The sequence below is a fragment of the Pseudomonas sp. 9Ag genome (assembly GCF_902506445.1).
Classification (GTDB): Bacteria; Pseudomonadota; Gammaproteobacteria; order Pseudomonadales; family Pseudomonadaceae; genus Stutzerimonas; species Stutzerimonas stutzeri_AB.
Window position 1 is genome coordinate 2439533 of the sequence record NZ_LR733836.1, and the last position, 17708, is coordinate 2457240.

Consider the following 17708-nt stretch of genomic DNA (forward strand, 5'->3'; position numbering starts at 1 on the left):
CTAACATACGAACAACCATAACTACCGTTCGTCGGTTTTACTTGCATCCGAACGGTCAAAATCGCTGCTTTTCCGCTTCGGTTTGCCGGGCTGTCTGACTACAATCGCCGCGCATCCGAGGAGATCCGCTATGCCCAAAGCCATGGCCCGCCACATTCTGGTCAAGACTGAAGCCGAAGCAGCGCAGCTGAAAAAGCGCATCGCCAACGGCGAAGCCTTCGACGTTTTGGCAAAGAAATACTCGACCTGCCCCTCCGGCAAGAAAGGTGGTGACCTGGGAGAGGTCCGTCCGGGGCAGATGGTGCGCAGCATCGACCTGGTGATCTTCAAGAAGCCGCTGCGCGAGGTGCACGGCCCTGTCAAAAGCCAGTTCGGCTATCACCTGGTGCAAGTGTTCTACCGCGACTGAAGAGCTAGTCGGTGTTACCGAAACGCTGCAGCTGCATTTCCCGCAACCGGCTCAGCGTTCGGCGAAAAGCAAAGGACAGATAGCCCTCGGTATAGAGCTCATCCATGGCAACCCAAGCCTCCAGATACAGCGGCACGCCTCGGTCGTAGCATTCGTCTACCAGCGCAATGAAGCGTCTGACGCTGTCATCGTTTGCAGCCAGTTTCGGTAGCTGGCGGTCGCCCGCCTCCACCTGCGCTGCGCCGTCTTCAGTGCCGCGCGCGATGCGCCCCTCACGCTGCTGGCTGCCCAGCTTCGGCACCGCACCAATCAGGATCGCGGAATAGCGATCACACAGCTCGATGAAATCCAGCGCTGAGAATGGCTGCTCGCACAGCGCGGCAAAGCCACACCAAAGCACGGAGTCGCTGCTGCATATGACCTGCAATGATCGACGCCCGACTAAGACCGGCTGGGTATCAGCAGCCTCCCCTCTGCTCAGAGTGTCGAACACCGAGCGCAGCGCCCCGTCTTTCTGTGGTTCGCTGACCCAGTAGCGCTGTTCGGCCACGCCTGGACGCAGACGATGATCAGCCCCTCCGTCGACATTGACGACTTGCATGTGCTGCTCGATTGCATCAATGGCGGGCAGAAAGCGCTCACGGTTGAATCCGTCAGCATAGAGCTGATCAGGTGGCTGGTTAGAGGTCGCGACGATCACCACACCCTGCTCGAACATCACCTGGAACAAGCGTCCCAGGATGATCGCATCACCGATGTCGGCAACGAACAGCTCGTCAAAACACAGCACCCGCACCTCTTCGCTCAGCTCTTTTGCCAATGCCTGCAGGGGGTCAGGTGTGCCGTTGAGCTGGAACAGACGGATGTGTACCCAGCGCATGAAATGGTGGAAATGCTGCCGTCTTGCTGGCACCTCCAGGCTGAGATGGAACATGTCCATCAACCAGGTCTTGCCGCGCCCGACTGGGCCCCACAGGTAAACGCCGCGAAGCGATTCGCCAGTCGCATCGCCATGCAGCGCCTCATGGCAGCGCTGCAGCCGCTCGACCGCGCGCAGCTGGGCGTCGTCACTGACGTAACCCTGACGTGCGATAGCCTGCTGATACAGGGCAAGCGGAGCGCTGGATTCCATAACAAGGCCATTGTGAACAAGGGCGACGATGGTAACGCAGACAGCCCTGACGAACAGAACGAGCGAACCGCTCGTCGACCGTGGCGCGAGTGTCATTAAGCTGTCGTAAGCCGAACATAACGTCACAGTCCCGTCGATTACCAATGGAGCTGCGTCGTGACTGACGATAATCAAAACATACTGTTCGGCAATGGCGATGAGCTGCCTAGCAACCGCTCAGCCAACCCTCACATCCAGGATGTCATCGATGCGGGGCGCCGCAAGGTTGTGGCCGGCGGCGCGGCGTTCGGCGCGCTGGCCTTTCTCGGCGGGCTGCCTTCGATGGCCACTGCAGCCGAGCCGGCTGGGATCGGCAACGGGTCGCCCTTTCAACGGCGTAACCGTCTCCCCTTCGGGGCGGTGGCCGTGACCCGAGCCGACGCTATTACGGTACCCGCTGGCTTCTCCGCGAAAGCCTTTATCCCTTGGGGCACGCCGATCTGTGGAAGCTATCCAGCATTCCTCGAAGACGCCAGCAACAGTGCGGAAGATCAGGCCCAGCAGACAGGCATGCACCACGACGGCATGCATTTCTTTCCGATGGATGCGCGCTTCAAAGGCCGAAAGAGTGATCACGGTCTGCTGGTGCTGAACCATGAGTACATTGATGCACCTCTGCTGCATCCCAACGGCCCGACAGTTGTTAATGGCAAACGCGTGGATGCAGATGAGGTGCGCAAGGAGATCAATGCGCACGGCGTTTCCGTAGTCGAAGTGCGCCGTGGCCCGCAGGGAGACTGGTCAGTACTGCCTTCGGCACGCAATCGCCGCATAACCGGCGCCACGCCGATGCGCATCGAAGGTCCTGCCCGTGGTCATGACCTGATGAAAACCCGCTACAGCCCGAGCGGCACCTCCACCCGCGGCACGCTGAACAACTGCTCGAATGGCTACACCCCCTGGGGCACCTACCTGACGTGTGAGGAAAACTGGGCGGGCTATTTCGCCACTCGCGACGCTGAATTGCCCCGCCATCTGGAGCGCTACGGCCTCCGTTCAACCGGGCGCTACGGCTGGGAAACCATTCGCGGCGACGAATTCGAGCGTTTTGACGCAACCACAACGGCGGCAGACCCGCGAGCCGACTATCGTAACGAGCCGAATACCTTCGGCTGGATCGTGGAAATCGATCCCTTCGACCCCGATGCCACGCCGGTCAAGCACACCGCCCTGGGTCGCTTTGGTCATGAAGGCATTGTGTTTGCGCCAACCAAAGCGGGCTGGCCGCTGGTTTGTTACTCCGGCGACGACTCGCAGAACGAGTACATCTACAAATACGTCAGCCGCGACAAGTACCGCCCTCAGCGCAGCGACGGCCGGCTGCTCGACGATGGCACCCTGTACGTTGCGCGCTTCAACCCGGACGGCAGCGGTGACTGGTTAGCGCTGGATATCGAAGACGCTGCCTTCCAGCAGGCCTGTGCTGCAGCGAACGTCAGTTTTGCCGATCAGGGCGAGGTGTTGATCAACACTCGCCTAGCGGCGGATACCGTCGGGGCTACCAAAATGGATCGTCCTGAATGGGGCGCCGTACATCCCGACACAGGTGAAGTGTATTTCACGCTCACAAACAACAGCTCGAGGCAGGAAGCCGACGCAGCCAACCCCCGCGCCCCGAACCCCACCGGCCACATCATCCGTTGGCGTGAGGAAGGTAAGCATCAGGTGGGCACACGGTTCCAGTGGGACCTCTATCTGCTCGCCGGGCCGCAGAGTGACAGCCGTGATCCGCGCGGTCGGCCACTGACTGACGAGAACATCATGGCGAGCCCCGACGGACTCTGGTTCGACGATGAGGGGCGACTCTGGATCCAGACCGACATGAGCGGAAGCCAGCTGCGCAGCGGTCCCTTCGGCAACAATCAGATGTTGGTGTCAGACCCGAAGAGCGGCGAAACCAAGCGCTTCATGGTCGGCCCCCTGGGCGCCGAGGTCACCGGTATTACCGCCACCCCGGACTTCCGTACGCTGTTCGTGAATATCCAGCATCCAGGGGAAGGCTCGACGTCAACCGAGTACACCAGCGCCTGGCCAGATGGCCCGGGCCGCAGGCCTCGCTCGGCAACGGTCACCATCACCCGTGATGATGGCGGGCGTATTCTCTAGCCCGAAGCGGCGTCCGGCTCACCCGGACGCCTACTGGGGGGAAGGTTTGGCGTCAGGAGTGATAAACAAGGCCCATGACGACATGAACAAAGCAGCAATCAGCGGCCCGATGACGAAGCCGTTCAAGCCAAACAGGGCGAGCCCGCCCAACGTCGAAATCAGCACCAGATAGTCAGGCATTTTGGTGTCCTTACCCACCAGAATCGGCCGCAGGAAATTGTCCACCAGGCCAATCACCAGAACGCCATAGAGCGTCAGGATCACGCTCTGTAAAACCATTCCCTGCAGCAGGAAATAGATCGCCACAGGTGCCCAGATCAACCCGGCGCCAATCGCGGGCAGCAAGGAAAGAAACGCCATCATCACGCCCCAGAGCAACGAGCCTGGGATTCCCAGGACAGCGAAGATCACCCCACCGAGGAATCCCTGGGTAGCCGCCACGACAATGTTGCCTTTGACCGTGGCCCTGACCACGCGGGTGAATTTGCTGAACAGCCGCCGCTTCTGGTTATCGGTCAGTGGCAGTGCGCGACGAATCTTGGCAACCAGCTCGCGCCCGTCTCGGATGAAGAAAAACAGCAGATAGGTCATCACGAAAAAGCTGACCAGAAACTGGAAGGTGCCCTGGCCGAAACTGAACGCCTTGGTTGCCAGGAACTGACTGCCCTGCAAGGCGCCACTGGCAAGCCGTTCACGCATCTGGTCGAGATTGCCGAGCCCAAAGCGTTGCAACTGTCGTTGCGCCGACTCAGGCAGCATCTCCTTGGCGCCGCCCACGAACTCGCCTACGTCGAGTTCTCCGCTTTCCATCTGTTGATACAGTGACGAGCCCTCCTGAACCAGCAGGCCCGCAATCAGGATCACCGGGAGTACCGCAACGACCAGGCACACGGTCAAGGTGATGATCGCCGTCAGGTTTCGCCTGTGCCCCATGCGACGTAACAGGCGGCGTTGCAGTGGCGCAAAGATGATCGCGAGAATAACGGCCCAGAACACGGCCCCGTAAAAGGGAAGCAATATCCAGCCGAAGGCGATGCTCACGATGAGCAATAGAGCGAGAAAGACTTTCTGCTCAAGAGTGGTGTTCACGAATACTTCCTATCGCTGCGGTTGTATCCGTTAGTCAGCGATTGGCGTCAGGAGTGCTGACGGTCTACGATCCAGCGAAACAGCGGACGCGCTGGCGACGATACGTCGTGCCAGCGCGAACCGTATCGACGAGAGTTACAGCGTCATCGCGGCAATCCAGCCGAACGCAAGAAGCGGCAGATTGTAATGCAGGAAGGTCGGAACCACGGTATCCCAGATATGGTTATGCTGGCCGTCGGCATTCAACCCAGCGGTCGGCCCGAGCGTCGAGTCCGAAGCGGGCGACCCCGCATCACCCAGCGCACCCGCCGTGCCCACCAAGCTGACGATTGCCAGCGGACTGAAGCCAAGCTCCAACCCGAGCGGTACGAAGATCGCAGCGATGATCGGTACCGTGGAGAAGGAGGACCCGATGCCGATGGTGACCAGCAACCCCACCAGCAGCATCATCAGTGCGCCGATGGCCTTGCTGTTTCCAATCCAGGCGGCAGACGTATCGACCAGCGTTTTCACCTCGCCGGTTTCGCGCATCACTTCGGCAAATCCCGCTGCAGCAATCATGATGAAGCCGATCATGGCCATCATCTTCATGCCCTCGGTAAACAGATCATCAGCCTCTTTCCAGCGCACCACGCCGGATACGGAGAAGATCACGAAACCAACCAGCGCGCCGATGATCATCGAGTCCAGCCACAGTTGGACGACGAACGCAGCAGCGACGGCCAACGCAGCCACCAACAAGGTCAGCGGGCTGTAGCTGACACTGATGACTTTCGACTGATCGACCTTGGCCAGGTCGTAGGTGCGCGGCTTGCGATAGCTGAACATGGCAATCAGCAGGCCGGTCAGCATGCCTACCGCTGGAATCAGCATGGCCTGACTGACATTGATTCCGGCGATGTCCGCACCACTCTTGGCCACGTTTGCCAGCAGAATCTCATGCAGAAAGATGCTACCGAAGCCCACCGGCAGAAACATGTAGGGCGTGACCAGGCCGAATGCGAGTACGCAGGCAATCAAGCGCCTGTCGATCCGCAACTTGCTCAGCACGTAGAGCAACGGCGGAACCAGCAAAGGGATGAAGGCGATATGGATCGGCAGGATATTCTGCGACGACACGGCGACCGCCAGCAGTAGACCGATCATCAACCACTTCACAGCCCCCGCGGAGTCCGACTCGTGCCGGCCGACCATGGCCAAAGCACGATCAGCCAGCGCATGGGCCAATCCACTCTTGCCGATCGCAACAGCGAATGCTCCCAGCAAGGCGTAGGAAAGCGCTACCGTCGCGCCACCACCCAGTCCTTTGTTAAACGCTGCAAGGCTGCCGTCCAGCCCCAATCCGCCCAGAACGCCGCCGGCAAGCGCGCCAGCAATCAGTGCCACTACCACGTGAACCCTGCACAGGCTAAGAATCAGCATGATGCCGACTGCCGCTACCACTGCATTCATTTCAACTCCCCGAAAGCGGCGAACGCCGATAAAAAGCCGCGCACTGTGCCGCAAGCCCGCGGGAGTGTCAAAAGCGCTGCATGGGCAGTGCAGCGGTTACGTCTGGTAGCTCGCTGCCCAACGGCGACAGCCGAACCCAAACCGGTAGAATGCGGCCTTTCGCCTTACCGGATCGACCAGTGGAAATATTCAAAGAGTTTACTTTCGAGTCAGCCCACCGCTTGCCCCATGTACCCGAAGGGCACAAGTGCGGCCGTCTACACGGGCACTCGTTCCGGGTTGCGATTTACCTTGAAGGGGAGGTGAATCCCCATACCGGCTGGATCCGGGACTTCAGCGAGATCAAGCAGATCTTCAAGCCTGTCTACGAACGACTGGATCATAATTATCTGAACGATTTACCCGGCCTCGAGAATCCAACCAGCGAAAACCTTGCCGTATGGATCTGGGATGAGCTGAAGCCGTTGTTGCCAGAGCTTTCGCGGATACGTATCCATGAAACCTGCACCAGTGGCTGCGAATACCGCGGCCGCTGAAGTCGGAGCCAAAGCGATAGTCCGTCCACTCAGGTAGCCAGCGTGCACCACGCTTCTGAGCTTAGTGAACGCCTCCCCGCTTGAAAACCAGGCTGCCATCGTTGCGATGGCCGCCTGATCGGTCATTCCTTATGCAGCTGGCCCGCTATCACGGTTAACCTTCCAAGCTGGCGAGGCGTTTCAGAAACGCCTCCTCGTCATCCACTTCCAGTCCCAGTTCGTTGGCCTTTGCCAGTTTGGAGCCGGCACCCGGCCCGGCCACTACGACACTGGTCTTGGCCGAGACTGAGCCTGAAACCTTGGCGCCCAGCGCTTCCAGTCTTGCCTTTGCATCGTCGCGGCTCATGCTTTCCAGCGTGCCCGTCAAAACCCAGGTCTGGCCGGCCAGCGGCAAACCTTCCGCAGTCTTGCGCTCACTCTCCCAATGCATGCCGAATTCTTTCAGCTGGTCCTCGATGGCGCGCGCTCGCGCGGCATTTGCCGGATCATCGAAATAGTCGCGCAGTGCTCGGGCCGCTTTTTCGTTGAGACGTTCAACCTGACGCAGGTCTAGCCAGTCGGCTTCGATAATGCCGGTCAGGCTGCCGAAACGATCAGCAAGACGCTGAGCACCGGTGGCGGCGATAAACGGGATGTTCAGCCTGTCGAGCAAGCCTGCCAGCGTCGCACAGGCAGCAAAGTCGGGATGCACATCCCCCTCCTCCTGCAGCTGAACACCTCGCGAGCGCAACTGCTCGATGACGGACTGGTTATGTTCATCGTCGAAGAAGCTATGAATTTCATGGGCAACTTCCAGGCCGATATCCGGCAGGTAAACCAACACATCTGGCAGGGCACGACTGATGCGGTCCAGCGAACCCAGGGCACGCGCCAGCAGTTTCGCCGTGCCTTCGCCAACATCAGGGATGCCCAGAGCAAAAACGAAGCGCGCCAGGGACGGCTTGCGGCTCGCGTCGATGGCATTGAGCAGGTTGCGGCTCGACACGTCGGCGAAACCTTCAAGTGCCAGCACCTGTTCGAAGTTCAGGCAATAGAGATCTGCCGGGGACCGGACCAACCCGGCATCGACCAGCAGCTCGACGATCTTGTCACCCAGGCCATCGATGTCCATCGCCCGGCGCGAAACGAAATGGATGATCGCCTGCTTGAGCTGCGCCTGACAGGCCAGACGACCAACGCAGCGATAGATCGAACCTTCCGTCACCGACTCGCGCCCTTTGCTGCGTTTGATCAGCTGGGTACGCTCGACGGCCGAGCCGCAAACTGGACACTGCTCCGGCACATGAACGGCACGGGCATTCTCGGGCCGGCGCTCCGGAATGACTCCGAGGATTTGCGGAATCACGTCACCGGCGCGACGGACGATGACCGTATCCCCGATCATGACCCCGAGCCGAGCGACCTCGTCCATGTTGTGCAGCGTCGCATTAGACACCGTCACGCCAGCGACCTGAACCGGCTGCAAGCGCGCGACCGGTGTGATAGCACCCGTACGGCCAACCTGGAATTCCACGTCGAGCAGTTCGGTCACTTCTTCGCGCGCCGGGAATTTATGAGCGATCGCCCAACGCGGTTCGCGCGCGCGAAACCCTAGCTCGCGCTGTTGCGCAGTCGAGTTGACTTTGAACACCACGCCGTCAATCTCATAAGGCAGCGCGTCGCGCTTCTCGCCGATGGCATGAAAGTAGTCGCGGCACTCCTTAACGCCTTTAGCCAGTTTGAGCTCGCGACTGATCGGCAAGCCCCAGCCCTTGAGTGCCTCGAGTATGCCAATGTGGGTACCAGGCAGATCACCGTCGCTACGGCCAACCCCATAAGCGCAGAGTTCCAGCGGGCGGCTCGCTGTTATCTTCGAATCCAGCTGGCGCAGGCTGCCCGCGGCGGCGTTTCTCGGATTGGCGAACGGCTTGTTGCCCGCCTCCAGCTGACGCGCATTCAGAGCCTCGAAGCCCGCCTTGGGCATGTAGATTTCACCGCGCACTTCCAGTACGTCAGGCCAGCGGTCACCGTGAAGCTTGAGCGGAATATTGCGCACGGTACGGACGTTGGTACTGATGTCTTCCCCCGTGCTGCCGTCACCACGAGTGGCGCCGCGCACCAATTGGCCATTTTCGTAGAGCAGACTTACCGCCAGGCCGTCGAGCTTCGGCTCGCAGCTGTACTCCAGCTCGACGCCGTCGCCGAAAAGATCGGCTGCCGGCAGGTCCAGGCCTTCGCGAGCGCGACGGTCGAAGTCGATCAGGTCTTGCTCTTCGAAGGCATTACCCAGGCTCAGCATCGGCACTTCATGGCGGACCTGGCCGAAGGCTGCCAGCGCCGCGCCGCCAACACGCTGAGTGGGTGAATCCGGGCTCACCAGCTCGGGATGCTCGGCCTCTAGCGTTTTGAGCGCATTGAACAGACGGTCGTATTCGGCGTCAGGAACGCTGGGTTCGTCGAGCACGTAATAACGATAATTGTGGGCGTCGATTTCGCTGCGCAGCTCGGCGATGCGTTCTGCGGCGGTCTGGGCTGACGTCATGGTATTGGTGCCATTGCTGCAGGCTGGACCGAGCGCAGAAGCAACGCACCGGCCGACCTTAAGTGGATGTTCTGCGCAGGATTTTAGCCTGTTTGCGTCGCTGCATGGAGCGTCGAGCAGCAGGGTGACAGAGGCTTCACCGCTATCTGCAGGTCAGTTTTGCCTTCGAAGACTACGTCGAGCGACAACCAGAGACATCGTTGGCCGAGATAGCTTCGGTCACCATCCGAGCTAGCGAAGAGGCTTCGTTGGGCTGAAGCCCACCCGCCGGACGGGCTCGGCAGACCAGACGGATAACTGTCCCAGAAACAAAAAACCGCTCTTGGGAGCGGTTTTTTGGATCAACGCTTGGTGGTCATCTGCCGACGCTCATAATCGACAATGCGCTGGCGATAATGCTCGATGGTCTGAGCGGTCAGCACGCTGCGCTGATCGTCCTTGAGCTCGCCGTTGAGCTCCTGTGACAACTTCCGAGCAGCGGCAACCATGACATCGAAAGCTTGCTTCGGATGGCGCGGGCCTGGCAGACCCAGAAAGAAGCTCACGGCTGGGGTAGTGAAGTGGTCGATGTCATCCAGATCGAAAGTGCCAGGTTTGACCGCGTTGGCCATGGAGAACAGCACTTCGCCGTTGCCCGCCATGCTTTCGTGACGATGGAAGATGTCCATCTCACCGAAGCGCAGACCGCTTTCCAGAATATTCTGCAACAGTGCAGGACCACGGAAGCCGTGCGGATCACGCGAGATCACATTGATGACCAGCACTTCCTCGACGGGAGGCAGATCCTGATCGAAATGCTCATTCGATTCCGCCTCTTCGTCGGCCACAGGATCCAGCAGCGTCGGAACAGGAGCATCGTCGCTCGAGAAATGCAGATCGCCCTGCCGCGGCTCGGCGGTACGACGCTTACCGGTTTCGCGCGCGCTCATCGAAGGAAGATCGGTTTCGTCCAGTGAGGGCTCGTTGTTTCGACTTACGACACGCGGCGGGCCCAACAGCTCGTTCGATTCATCTTCATCGGGAAGATTGCTCGCGATGTTGCGGTCCAGCTTGAACTTCAACTTGCCCTTGCTACCGCGCATCCGTCGCCAGCCATCAAAAAGAATGCCGGCGATGACAATGATGCCGATGACGATCAGCCACTCGCGCAGACCGATATCCATTAATGCTTGAACCCCTGAAATCGATGATAAAGACGCAGATTCACAGCCGCTGAACAGGCTCATCTGCGCATCGTAAAAATTGCGCTCTAAACTAGCACGACGAACGGTAGTTTTGCACCGCCCGACGCCGCTCTTTTATTGGTCTTCCAACACCTTCCACTGCGCTTGAAACAGCGCCATTCAAGCTTCTACGAGCGCTACCGCCTGCTCCACGTCGACCGCGACCAGCCTTGAACATCCCGGTTCGTGCATGGTCACGCCCATCAGCTGGTCGGCCATTTCCATCGCAATCTTGTTGTGCGTGATGTAAATGAACTGCACCTTCTCTGACATCTCCTTAACCAGCCGCGCATAGCGCCCAACGTTGGCGTCATCCAAAGGCGCATCCACTTCGTCCAACATGCAGAACGGTGCCGGATTGAGTTGAAAGATCGCAAACACCAACGCCAGCGCGGTCAGTGCCTTCTCACCGCCTGACAGCAGATGGATAGTGCTGTTCTTCTTACCCGGCGGACGCGCCATGATCGCCACCCCGGTATCGAGTAAATCTTCCCCGGTAAGTTCCAGATAAGCGTTGCCACCACCGAAAACCTTCGGAAAAAGCGCCTGCAAACCGGAATTGATCTGGTCGAAGGTTTCCTTGAAGCGATTGCGCGTTTCCTTGTCGATCTTGCGGATGACGTTTTCCAGCGTATCAAGTGCTTCAGCCAGGTCGTCGTTCTGCGCATCGAGATAGCGTTTGCGCTCCGATTGCTGCTGGTATTCGTCGATCGCCGCGAGGTTGATCGGGCCAAGGCGCTGGATGCGCGCAGCCAGACGCTCGAGTTCGTCCTCCCACGCCGCCTCGCCGGCCTCGGCAGGCAGCGTCGCCAGAACGCCATGCAGGTCGAAACCATCCTCATGCAACTGGTCCTGTAGCGTCTTGCGCCGGACGCTAAGGGCCTGCCAGTCCATCCGCTGCTGCTCCAGTTGGCCACGCAGCAATTGTGCCTGCTGCTCGGCCTGCGTCCGGCGCTTCTCAGCATCACGCAGCTCGCGATCGGCGTCTTCGAGCGCCAGACGCGCCAGCTTGAGCTCTTCTTCGACGCCCATGCGCCGCTCCAGCAGTTCTTCGAACTTCATGCGCAGCTCTTCAAGCGGCGCCTCGCCCTCCTCCAGATTCAGATTCAGCTGCTCGCGGCGCTCCACGGCGCGTTCGAACTGCTGCTCCAGGCGTTCCAGCGCCTGGCGGATCGAGTCATGCTGGGCCCTCAGCGAGCCAATCCGCACGGCCAGCTGGTGCGCGTGATCCTTGTGCTGGCGGGCGTCCTGGCGAACCCGGTCGAGTTGTTCCCGAATCGTGTCGCGGTTCGCCAGCAATGACTCGCGCTGCTCGGTATCGACGGCCATCGCGTCGAGCGCATCCTGCAACTGCAGCCGCGACTCGCCCAGCTGCTCGGTTTCCAGGGCGCGCTGCTCGGAGAGCTCCAGGAGCTCCTCATCCAGCCGGCGCCGACGCAGGCTCAGCTGCTCCAGCTTGGCCTGGCTGGCCGACAAGCGAGCATTCAATTCGCCTTGCTGACGGGACAGTTCCTGGTGCTGGCGTCGTTGTTGCTCGCGGCGTTCCTCTTGCTCGCGTTGCGCCTCTCGCAGTTGGCCGAGCTTTTCGGCCAACTGATCGAGGCTCGCCTCACAGTCATCACGTTCAGTCTGCAACAGCGCCAGCTCCTGGCTGCGCGCCAACAGCCCGGACTCGGCCTCCCCGGCTCGCTTGACCCTGAGAAAATGCCGACCAACCCAGTAGCCGTCACGGCTGATTAAGCTCTCGCCATCACCGAGTGAGCCACGTGCTGCTAAGGCCTGCTCGAGGTCGTCCACCGGGCGCACCCGCCCCAGCCATGGCGACAGATCGGTCGAGGAGTCGACCTTGTCCAGCAGACTTCCGTCGATCAGGCCGCGTCCCTGTGCGGCACTGACCAGACGCAAGTCGCCCTGTTCGAAGCCACTCATGTCCAGGCCGTCGAAGGTGTCCAGTAGTACCGCCTGCAGATCCGCGCCCAGCACGGTTTCGACGGCCAGCTCCCAGCCCGGCTCGACGCGTAGCCCTTCGGCCAGGCGCGGTCGCTGGTCGAGCGCTCTCTCATGCAGCCAATCGGAAACACCTTTCCCAGGATCCATGGCGGCCTGCTGCAGGGCTTCCAGCGAGGCAATACGGCCATCCATACGCTGCAACTGGCCCAGCGCCTCCTGCTCGGCGCGGCTCGCCTGTTGCAGCTGTTCACGGAGGCCCTCGAGTTGCTGATCGGTCAGCTCCTGTGCCGCAGACAGCTCCTCGAGATTCATCTCGCCGACGGCCAACTGTTCGCTCATCTCGGTAACCATGGCATCTTCCGGATCGCCGGCGAGCAAGCTGAGTTCGTCCTCAAGACGTCGCCGACGCTCGGCCAGCCGCTCCAGGCTCTGTTCAAGCTGCTGGATACGCGACTGCTCGACCTCCGCCGTTCGGCGCGGTTCGGCGCTCTGCTGGTTGAACCGCTCCCACTGGTCTTGCCAGTGCTGCATGGTTGTCTCGGATTCTTCGAGCTGGGCGGCAGTCTCTTCAGCGGCCGCGCCTGCGATCTCTTGCTCCGGCTCGAGCATGGCCAGCTCTTCACCAAGGGTGGCGAGCACGGTCCGGTCGTGCCCCAGATGAGATTCGGTTTCCAGTCGGGCCCGCTCAGCCTCTCGCAGATCGTCCTGCAGCTGACGCAAACGCTGTTGGCCATGCTGGATGCTCTGCTCGACGCGTGCGATATCACCGCCGACCGAATAGAAGCGCCCCTGAACGAGGTTGAAGCGCTCCGACAGTTCGTGGTGGCCGTCGCGCAGACGCTCGATGCTGGCGTCGGCATTGCGTTGCTCAGCAATCAGCGCTTCGAAGCTGACCTCTTGGTCGCCGATCACCTGCTCGCGCTGACCCACCTGAGCATTCAGCGTTTGCCAGCGCAGTGCCGTCAGCTGGGCCTTCAGCTGGCGCTCCTCGGCTTTGTACTCCTGATACTTCTCCGCCGACTGCGCCTGGCGATGCAGGCGTTCCAGCTGGCGTTCGAGCTCTTCGCGCAGATCGGTCAGGCGAGCCAGGTTTTCATGGGTTCGGCGAATACGATTTTCAGTTTCGCGGCGGCGCTCCTTGTACTTGGAGATACCGGCCGCCTCTTCAATGAAGTTGCGCAGGTCTTCCGGCTTGGCCTCGATCAGCTTGGAGATCATGCCTTGCTCGATGATCGAGTAGCTGCGTGGCCCCAGTCCGGTGCCCAGGAAGATATCGGTGATGTCGCGGCGACGACATTTCACGCCATTGAGGAAGTAGGTGTTCTGTGCATCACGGGTCACCCGGCGACGGATCGAGATCTCCGCAAACGCCGCGTATTCGCCGAGCAGCGTGCCGTCCGAATTATCGAAGATCAGCTCGATGCTGGCCTGCGTCACTGGCTTGCGTGTGTTCGAGCCATTGAAGATGACGTCTGTCATCGACTCGCCACGCAGGTTTTTAGCCGAACTTTCACCCATGACCCAGCGCACGGCATCGATGATGTTGGACTTGCCACAACCGTTCGGGCCGACCACTGCCGCCATGTTGCTGGGGAAACTTACCGTGGTGGGATCGACGAAGGATTTGAAACCGGCGAGCTTGATGCTTTTCAGACGCATTGAGGCCTATCCGTGGCAATCGGTACGTGAGCCGGAGCGTCGTATTCACCGTGGGCTTGATGTGTTTCCCGGGGCATTGCTGGAGTCGTCTGGGCGGTCGGCTGCGCAGTTTATCACGACGACAAGCGGGCCTCTCAGGGCCCGTAGCACAAAGCGAAAACGTGTGTAGGGAGGTCAGAAATGACAGGTTTGACCGCGAGCTAACGGCCGGCAGTGGTTAGCCATTGTCGAAGGGAAAAGCCGCTACCACGCCACGACTGAACTGACGTCGATGGCGTGAAGGCGGGCGACATCCTTCACAAAGGATGCTGGCGCTAGCCGCCCGTCATGCTCATGAACCGCACAACCTGGACCTGTTCATCAGTGCGGAATTCATGTTTCTCAGGCTTGAGCTGCAGCGCATCGACCAACGCCTGGCGCAGCCGTTCGCTGTCGCCGGGGTAGCGACGCATCAAAGTCTTGAGATCCAGCGCGCCTTCGTGCCCGAGGCAGAGCACCAGCTTGCCTTCGGCGGTCACCCGCACCCGGTTGCAACTGCCGCAAAAGTTGTTGCTATGAGGCGAGATGAAGCCGACCTGGGTGTCACTGCCCGCCACTTGCCAATACCGCGAGGGACCGCCGGTGGTGTGGCTGCTTCGTATCAGCTGATGGCCGACTTCGATACGCTCGCGGACCTCCTCGCTGGAGCAGAACGTGATCTCACGCTCATGGCTGGATACGTTGCCCAGCGGCATTTCCTCGATAAAGCTGATATCCAGCCCGCGCTCGATGGCGAAATCCACCAGATCCAGGACTTCGTCGTCGTTACGGCCTTTCTGGATCACGCTGTTGAGCTTGATTCGATCGAATCCGGCACTGCGAGCAGCATCGATGCCTGCGATCACCTGCGCAAGCATGTCGCGGCGCGTGAGTTCAGCGAAACGTTCACGCTTGAGCGAGTCCAGACTGATATTCAGACGCTTGACGCCAGCATCACGAAGCACGGGCGCGAGGGTCGACAGTTGCGAGCCGTTGGTCGTGATCGACAGATCTTCCAGCTCTTCACGGGCACCCAGACGACTCAGCAGGCTCGGCAATCCCTTGCGCACCAGCGGCTCGCCACCGGTCACACGGATACGCTTGACGCCCAGACTGATAAACGCATCAGCCACCGCATAGAGCTCTTCTAGCGTGAGGATCTGAGCGCGCGGTGCGAAGACCATGTCCTCGCTCATGCAATAGGTGCAACGAAAATCGCACCGGTCGGTCACCGACAATCTCAGGTAGGTGATGCGTCGGCCGAACGGATCGACCAACTTCGAATCTGGCATTTCGCACTCCAGCGGATTGATGCGCTTGGTGCAAGACTATGCCTGAAAGTGATCCGAGGCAAAGCCAGCTGACCAGACGGTGGGCTTCGGCCAGTGCAAAGCAGAGCCGATCAGTCACCGAGGAAGCGTACTCTGCAATAGCGCCTGCAAACCGTTTCGATGGCGCCCCTGGCGATACGTTCGCAACGATGCTTTGAATGCGCGAGTCTTAGTCGACAATAATCCAAGTCTTTTGCCGAACCGGGAGCCTGAGCAGATGGATAACGAAGCCCTCCGATCGATGGGCTGGCGCGAGCGCCTCTACGTCATCATTTTTTTTACCAACACGTCGGCAGGGAAGCGCTTCGATACCTGGTTGTTGGTGGTCATCTTCGCCAGCCTGATCGTTGTGATGCTGGACAGCGTAGCGCTGTACAGCGAGCGCTACGGCGGGTTGCTGGACGGCCTGGAATGGTTGTTCACCGGCGTTTTCCTGACTGAGTACCTAGTCCGGATTTATTGTCACCCCGAGCCGCGCAAGTACATTTTCAGCTTCTATGGTGCGATTGATCTGCTTTCGGTCGTTCCGGCCTTCATAGCTCTGCTGCTGCCAGACGCCGAGTATCTATTGGTAGTACGTGCGATCCGGATGCTGCGCGTCTTTCGCGTTCTCAAACTCACGCAGTACCTGAGTCAGGCCAACTTTCTGTTGGTCGCGCTGCGAGGCAGCAAGCAGAAAATCATCGTCTTTCTGCTCAGCGTCAGCACCATGGTGCTGATTTTCGGCACCTTGATGTACGTAATTGAAGGGCCATCGAGGGGCTTTACCAGCATTCCGATGAGTATCTACTGGGCGATCGTGACCATCACGACGGTCGGCTTCGGCGATATCACCCCGCAAACCCCCATGGGCAAGGCTATAGCCAGCCTGGTGATGATCACCGGTTATTCGATCATCGCGGTGCCCACCGGCATCTTCACAGCCGAACTGGCGACAGCCATGCGTTCAGATAGCCTTCAGCAGCGCTGCCCGACCTGTGAAAAGCTGAGCCACGAACCAAACGCCGCCTTCTGCAGCCGCTGTGGCACCCGGTTGTTCAAGCGCAATGATCCTGACAGCGACCACAGCCAGGGATCTACAGAGCGGCAGAGCGACTGAATCGCTAAACGTCGTCCGCCCCTGAGTTTCATCGACACGCTATGCCCTGCATGCTCCGAACCGGCTCGGCACGAGGTTGTCACAACCTCTGACTTGCCGCGGGCTGGACGGAGACATGCATGCCCTTGCTCAAACTGGTGCACTTCGCGGGCTTGCTCTGCTGGTGCGGCACCCTGCTCTACCTGCCGGCGCTAATCGCCGCGGGCACTCGACGCAGTGACCCACTCTTCTATGGTGACCATGCCCATCTGACGCGCATGGTTTTCAACCTGATCGGAACGCCGGCCGCCCTGGTCGCCATCGGCTCGGGCACGGCCCTGTTTCTGAGCCAGGGCCTGGTCGCCGGCTGGCTGATCGTCAAGCTCAGCACCGTGGCTGGGATGGTGCTCTGCCACGCCCTGTGCGGCGTATTGGTGCTGCATGTTGAGCGGGCGCCTGAGCAGAGCGTCAGCATTCGTTGTCGTTTTCTCGGCGTAGTCGCCGCAACGTTTATCACCGCGACGCTTTGGCTAGTGCTGGCGAAGCCTTTTTAGCCCATGCCCCGAACCGCTCGATCAACTCGAAGATGCCCATGACCGAACGATCCCAAGCCCCGTCTTATTCTGGATCAGACCTTATCCAGATCGACCCCGACAGCATGCTCGTAGACCAGCCGGCCGCCGAGATACGCCGCGAGGGAAATCAGCACGGCAGTGATCGCCGACAGGTACAGCGCCCAGAGCTGCATGCTTTGGGCATCGTTCTGGTAGCGCAGCAGCCAATTCAGCGATGCCAGCGACAACATCATCACCGCGAGGATCGCATGACACCACGCCGTGATCTTCTGACGGATCTCGCGCACGGTCACCAGATCGATCAAACCGAAAATGCTGGCGACCCAGCCACCCAGTGCACCCACACCGGACAGCCACAAGCCGGCACGCCACCAGAAATCATCAAGGGTCCAGAGGTGGGCGAGATCGACCGGCAGCAAGCCGGTCAGAGCGGCAACTGGAAAGTGGATCAGCATCGGGTGCAACGGGTGGCCGGCTATCGCAGCGCGGCTGTGGATGGAGTCTCTGTATCGGGCCATTCGACGCTCCGGCAGCATTTCTCGGGAGTAGGCAGCCGAGCCAGACGAGCCGGCAACCTCTTGAAATGGACC

General features: G+C 60.2%; 13 protein-coding genes. 5 read left to right on the top strand and 8 right to left on the bottom strand.

All coding sequences use genetic code 11. From position 1 onward, the window contains the following. The first annotated feature begins 130 nt into the window (after positions 1-130). Positions 131-409 (top strand): peptidylprolyl isomerase, encoded by a 279-nt coding sequence (locus tag ALTERO38_RS10850; RefSeq protein WP_159968386.1) that lies wholly within the window; start codon positions 131-133, stop codon positions 407-409. A gap of 4 nt (positions 410-413) precedes the next feature. On the opposite strand, the gene zapE is transcribed toward ALTERO38_RS10850, so the two are convergent. Next, positions 414-1541, bottom strand: a complete 1128-nt coding sequence (gene zapE / locus ALTERO38_RS10855; RefSeq protein ID WP_159968387.1) for a cell division protein ZapE — start codon at positions 1539-1541, stop codon at positions 414-416. A 156-nt stretch (positions 1542-1697) separates the two neighbouring features. On the opposite strand from zapE, the gene ALTERO38_RS10860 reads away from it, so the two are divergent. Next, complete coding sequence (locus ALTERO38_RS10860; RefSeq protein ID WP_159968388.1) at positions 1698-3686, top strand: PhoX family phosphatase; 1989 nt, start codon at positions 1698-1700, stop codon at positions 3684-3686. Between the two features lie 30 nt (positions 3687-3716). On the opposite strand, the gene ALTERO38_RS10865 is transcribed toward ALTERO38_RS10860, so the two are convergent. Together ALTERO38_RS10865 and ALTERO38_RS10870 are read right to left on the bottom strand one after the other, a co-directional pair. Beyond that, positions 3717-4775, bottom strand: coding sequence for an AI-2E family transporter (locus tag ALTERO38_RS10865; protein ID WP_148924081.1), 1059 nt, complete (start codon positions 4773-4775; stop codon positions 3717-3719). 135 nt (positions 4776-4910) lie between these two features. Next, the gene (locus ALTERO38_RS10870) at positions 4911-6227 is read right to left on the bottom strand and encodes a Na+/H+ antiporter family protein (protein WP_159968389.1); all 1317 of its coding nucleotides are present in this window, start codon (positions 6225-6227) and stop codon (positions 4911-4913) included. Between the two features lie 179 nt (positions 6228-6406). Between ALTERO38_RS10870 and queD the strand changes: the two genes are divergently transcribed. Further along, complete coding sequence (gene queD / locus ALTERO38_RS10875; RefSeq protein WP_148924079.1) at positions 6407-6763, top strand: 6-carboxytetrahydropterin synthase QueD; 357 nt, start codon at positions 6407-6409, stop codon at positions 6761-6763. A gap of 154 nt (positions 6764-6917) precedes the next feature. On the opposite strand, the gene ligA is transcribed toward queD, so the two are convergent. From ligA to moaA, 4 genes are all read right to left on the bottom strand, one after another. Next, complete coding sequence (ligA, locus tag ALTERO38_RS10880; protein ID WP_159968390.1) at positions 6918-9284, bottom strand: NAD-dependent DNA ligase LigA; 2367 nt, start codon at positions 9282-9284, stop codon at positions 6918-6920. A 341-nt stretch (positions 9285-9625) separates the two neighbouring features. Continuing rightward, complete coding sequence (zipA, locus tag ALTERO38_RS10885) at positions 9626-10447, bottom strand: cell division protein ZipA (RefSeq protein ID WP_102835390.1); 822 nt, start codon at positions 10445-10447, stop codon at positions 9626-9628. 180 nt (positions 10448-10627) lie between these two features. Next, complete coding sequence (smc, locus tag ALTERO38_RS10890) at positions 10628-14116, bottom strand: chromosome segregation protein SMC (protein WP_102835391.1); 3489 nt, start codon at positions 14114-14116, stop codon at positions 10628-10630. Between the two features lie 314 nt (positions 14117-14430). Then, entirely contained in the window at positions 14431-15426 is a 996-nt protein-coding gene (gene moaA, locus ALTERO38_RS10895; RefSeq protein WP_159968391.1) for a GTP 3',8-cyclase MoaA, read from the bottom strand. A gap of 256 nt (positions 15427-15682) precedes the next feature. Between moaA and ALTERO38_RS10900 the strand changes: the two genes are divergently transcribed. Both ALTERO38_RS10900 and ALTERO38_RS10905 read left to right on the top strand, forming a co-directional pair. After that, entirely contained in the window at positions 15683-16564 is an 882-nt protein-coding gene (locus ALTERO38_RS10900) for an ion transporter (RefSeq protein WP_159968392.1), read from the top strand. 119 nt (positions 16565-16683) lie between these two features. Further along, positions 16684-17097 (top strand): CopD family protein, encoded by a 414-nt coding sequence (locus tag ALTERO38_RS10905; protein WP_045427714.1) that lies wholly within the window; start codon positions 16684-16686, stop codon positions 17095-17097. 74 nt (positions 17098-17171) lie between these two features. Here ALTERO38_RS10905 and ALTERO38_RS10910 read toward each other — a convergent pair whose 3' ends face one another. After that, the gene (locus ALTERO38_RS10910; protein ID WP_019339276.1) at positions 17172-17636 is read right to left on the bottom strand and encodes a DUF2231 domain-containing protein; all 465 of its coding nucleotides are present in this window, start codon (positions 17634-17636) and stop codon (positions 17172-17174) included. Positions 17637-17708 lie beyond the last annotated feature (72 nt).

Bases quoted from the DNA above. Each gene is read 5' to 3' on its own strand.
- smc (WP_102835391.1), bottom strand. From the start codon at position 14,116: ATGCGTCTGAAAAGCATCAAGCTCGCCGGTTTCAAATCCTTCGTCGAT.
- ALTERO38_RS10910 (WP_019339276.1), bottom strand. From the start codon at position 17,636: ATGGCCCGATACAGAGACTCCATCCACAGCCGCGCTGCGATAGCCGGC.
- ALTERO38_RS10905 (WP_045427714.1), top strand. From the start codon at position 16,684: ATGCCCTTGCTCAAACTGGTGCACTTCGCGGGCTTGCTCTGCTGGTGC.
- ALTERO38_RS10900 (WP_159968392.1), top strand. From the start codon at position 15,683: ATGGATAACGAAGCCCTCCGATCGATGGGCTGGCGCGAGCGCCTCTAC.
- zipA (WP_102835390.1), bottom strand. From the start codon at position 10,447: ATGGATATCGGTCTGCGCGAGTGGCTGATCGTCATCGGCATCATTGTC.
- ALTERO38_RS10850 (WP_159968386.1), top strand. From the start codon at position 131: ATGCCCAAAGCCATGGCCCGCCACATTCTGGTCAAGACTGAAGCCGAA.
- moaA (WP_159968391.1), bottom strand. From the start codon at position 15,426: ATGCCAGATTCGAAGTTGGTCGATCCGTTCGGCCGACGCATCACCTAC.
- ligA (WP_159968390.1), bottom strand. From the start codon at position 9,284: ATGACGTCAGCCCAGACCGCCGCAGAACGCATCGCCGAGCTGCGCAGC.
- ALTERO38_RS10870 (WP_159968389.1), bottom strand. From the start codon at position 6,227: ATGAATGCAGTGGTAGCGGCAGTCGGCATCATGCTGATTCTTAGCCTG.
- zapE (WP_159968387.1), bottom strand. From the start codon at position 1,541: ATGGAATCCAGCGCTCCGCTTGCCCTGTATCAGCAGGCTATCGCACGT.